Origin of the sequence: Streptococcus sp. HMSC076C09, assembly GCF_001837905.1 — a bacterium.
In the GTDB taxonomy this organism is placed as follows: domain Bacteria; phylum Bacillota; class Bacilli; order Lactobacillales; family Streptococcaceae; genus Streptococcus; species Streptococcus parasanguinis_I.
Genome location: NZ_KV834623.1, coordinates 1 through 2804 on the forward strand (window position 1 = coordinate 1; position 2804 = coordinate 2804).

Below are 2804 nucleotides of genomic sequence, written 5' to 3' on the forward strand. Positions count from 1 at the left end.
TATCGGCGGATTTCCACCCATCAAAAAAATTTGTGCTTCCATTTTTTCTTTGTCCTTTCTCAAAAACGAGGCAAAGATGGTACTCCAACTTTTAATCTGTCCATACAAGTTTTACCGATAGCTCTCAGAAACTCTTCGCATCTACCGAATTTCAGAACAAAGGCAGCTCATTCTGATTTCATATCAGCCTCTCGTAATAGCCTGTCTTCTATTTGCTTTTACCTATCTTTTTCCTCTCCTAGACACTCTAGTTCCTCGATAGAATGACGATGCCTGTGCTTCTCTTCTGTTAGATAGTGCTTGTGGACATGCGAATGCCTTACCGTATGCGTGTGGGTACTTCCGCCATGGGTATGCGTGAATGCATGCTGGTGTTCATGGTCATGTTGGCGAATAAGCGTATCGACTACCACTAAAGCAGAACCAATGACCATCACGATCAAGGCGATCACATACATCCAGGATAAGGATTCACTTAAAAATACAAAAGCAAGGAGAGCTCCGATCAAGGGATTGACAGCATAATAGGCACTAGTTTTAGCTGCTCCAAGAACATTCTGGGCTCTCACATACATGAAAATGCTGAGTCCATAAGCCACAAAACCTAAAGCCAAGGCAATGGCGATATAGCCAAATCCTGGAAAAGTCTCTTTTTTTATAAGGGAAATGACCAGAGCGCCAAGACCTGAGCATAGGCCTTTTAGCATGACAATTTGATAGGTGCTCTTTGATGATAGCTCTCTGGTGCAGTTATTCTCAAGACCCCAGCAAACGGTAGCCATGATTACCAGCAAAGAACCATAAGAGAAATGAAAGCTGTCTGTTCCTTCAAACGACAGTAAGATGCTTGACAGGGTGATTAGCCCAATAGCTACCCATAATCTTTTGGTTACAGCTTCTTTGAAGAGAATCAGTGCAATGACCGTCGTCGCCACAATTTCAAAATTCCCAAGAAGCGAGGCATTAGCTGAGGAACCATAGCTGATTCCAAGCATCAGAAAAATCGGTGCAGCAATATCGAGAACAATCATTCCGACAATATAAGGAAGTTCCGCCTTTGTCAGGCTCTCAGCTTTCTCCCTGTCCTTCTTATTAAAGAGTGACATCATCCCAATACCAATCCCAGCACCAAGATACAACAATGCTGCCATTGTAGTCGGGCCCACATGCTGCAAAAGAACCTTTGATATCGGTACATTTATGGCATAAAAAACAGCTGCCAGAAAGGCAAACATAATTGCTTTGAGCTTATTTTGCTCCATCAATTTTACTCCTCTATTTCATTAATTCTGGTCATGGCATCTATATCACAGCCCAGATCCAAACCAAAGTATCACTCCATCCAAACAGGAATTCGCTTAGAACTCAAAAGGTTTGGGGAGTTCAAAGCTCCAGTGGAGCTTTGAAACCTCTCGCCTTGAAATATCAAAGCGAGAGGTTTAGCTACGTTTTACCAACAAGCTCATACACTCGACATGCGCAGTCACCGAGAACATATTCACATACTTTTTAACGATCGCATAAGGTTATCGTTAAATGGTATTATCTAGATAAACTGAGGTTTTATTATTTCTTTTTCTTTGGTTTTGGTGCAGGTAACTCATCATACATTGAATTAAATAAGCCGGTTAAATATTCTTTGTTGTCAACATCATCTACCAATAGCATTTCCTTTGCACCTTCATACGGCAATTCGTATTCTACATTCGGCATATACGCTATTGCAGATTTGACAGGCTTCACTAAAAATCTATCATCATAAATTCCACCCATGATTTTCCCTCGATAATAAATTATATACTCACCCATCATTGCTCTATATGATATTTCTTCCAACTCGGACAATTGTTCTAAAATGAAATCTAAATATTCTTTACTTGAAGCCATTTTTGCTATCTCCCTTAATTAGTAAAATTTCAATAGTCCATTTTCATCAAATTGAAAATTGGGTCCCCAAGAAACCTCCCAATAATATCCATCTAATTCCGAAAAATATGCTTGATATCTACCCCAGAAAAGTCCCTGTGGCTCTTTTACAATTTTTCCACCTGATTTTACTAATTCTATTACTAGCCAATATAGTATAAATTAAATAAGCAATAAAATGATAATAAAAATAACATAGCAGCCAGTCTTACAACTTACTACTTTTCATATGATAATTTACAAATGTCTTTCCAGCCACTCGATCTTTTTAAAATCCTTATTGTTATTGTGATCATTTCGATAGGAGTCTTGAGAAGAAGCTTTGTAAATACTTAGATACTGCTCCAGACTTGGAAGACGAAAAGTGATGCCTTCAATGTGAATAAGCTCTATATCCGATTCCGAAACTCCTGCAAAATCAGGTAAGGAATCGATACTTCCAAATTCAACACTCACTCTATCCTTTTGGAATTCATGCTCATGAATGTCTATTAAGACGTAGCCTAAGTCTTTCATCACTTTCATTATCTTGTCCCAGTCATAAATTCTGAGATGATCAGGTGCTTCCCAACCTCTAGGGTCACCAGGCACATGAATGTCAATGTCAGACGGTCCCCAATTTTCTTTCGTTCTAAACTCCAATCCCAAAGACCCCATCAGTGTCGGTGTAATTCCGACTCGATTTAAATGGAAACAAATGGTTTTAAATTCTTCAAATAAGAGACTCATGTTTACTCTAAACCTTTCATATAAATGTTCGTTTACACTTTAGTTACCTAAAACAAGATTTAGATAATGAAAACTAGCCAATTTTCTCAATTATGTTTCCAAGTTTATCTAATATAAGACAGGAATGATCATTTAGTGGAATTATGGGA

3 protein-coding genes and 1 pseudogene are annotated in these 2804 nt (G+C 38.4%); all 4 read right to left on the reverse strand.

Annotation, left to right across the window (positions count from 1 at the left end; translation table 11 throughout):
• Nucleotides 1-218: 218 nt before the first annotated feature.
• The gene (locus HMPREF2704_RS02560) at nucleotides 219-1262 is read right to left on the reverse strand and encodes a DMT family transporter (RefSeq protein WP_070845558.1); all 1044 of its coding nucleotides are present in this window, start codon (nucleotides 1260-1262) and stop codon (nucleotides 219-221) included.
• A 304-nt stretch (nucleotides 1263-1566) separates the two neighbouring features.
• Nucleotides 1567-1887, reverse strand: coding sequence for a TfoX/Sxy family protein (locus HMPREF2704_RS02565; protein WP_070845560.1), 321 nt, complete (start codon nucleotides 1885-1887; stop codon nucleotides 1567-1569).
• 18 nt (nucleotides 1888-1905) lie between these two features.
• A pseudogene (locus HMPREF2704_RS10700) lies at nucleotides 1906-2070 on the reverse strand (VOC family protein); the annotation flags it as partial.
• A gap of 93 nt (nucleotides 2071-2163) precedes the next feature.
• A complete protein-coding gene (locus HMPREF2704_RS02570) occupies nucleotides 2164-2655 on the reverse strand; it encodes a nucleotidyltransferase (RefSeq protein WP_070845563.1) in 492 nt (163 codons plus the stop codon).
• Nucleotides 2656-2804: the final 149 nt, after the last annotated feature.

Excerpts from the sequence above, each read along its gene's own strand:
- HMPREF2704_RS02560 (WP_070845558.1), bottom strand. The coding sequence starts at position 1,262 with ATGGAGCAAAATAAGCTCAAAGCAATTATGTTTGCCTTTCTGGCAGCT.
- HMPREF2704_RS02570 (WP_070845563.1), bottom strand. The coding sequence starts at position 2,655 with ATGAGTCTCTTATTTGAAGAATTTAAAACCATTTGTTTCCATTTAAAT.
- HMPREF2704_RS02565 (WP_070845560.1), bottom strand. The coding sequence starts at position 1,887 with ATGGCTTCAAGTAAAGAATATTTAGATTTCATTTTAGAACAATTGTCC.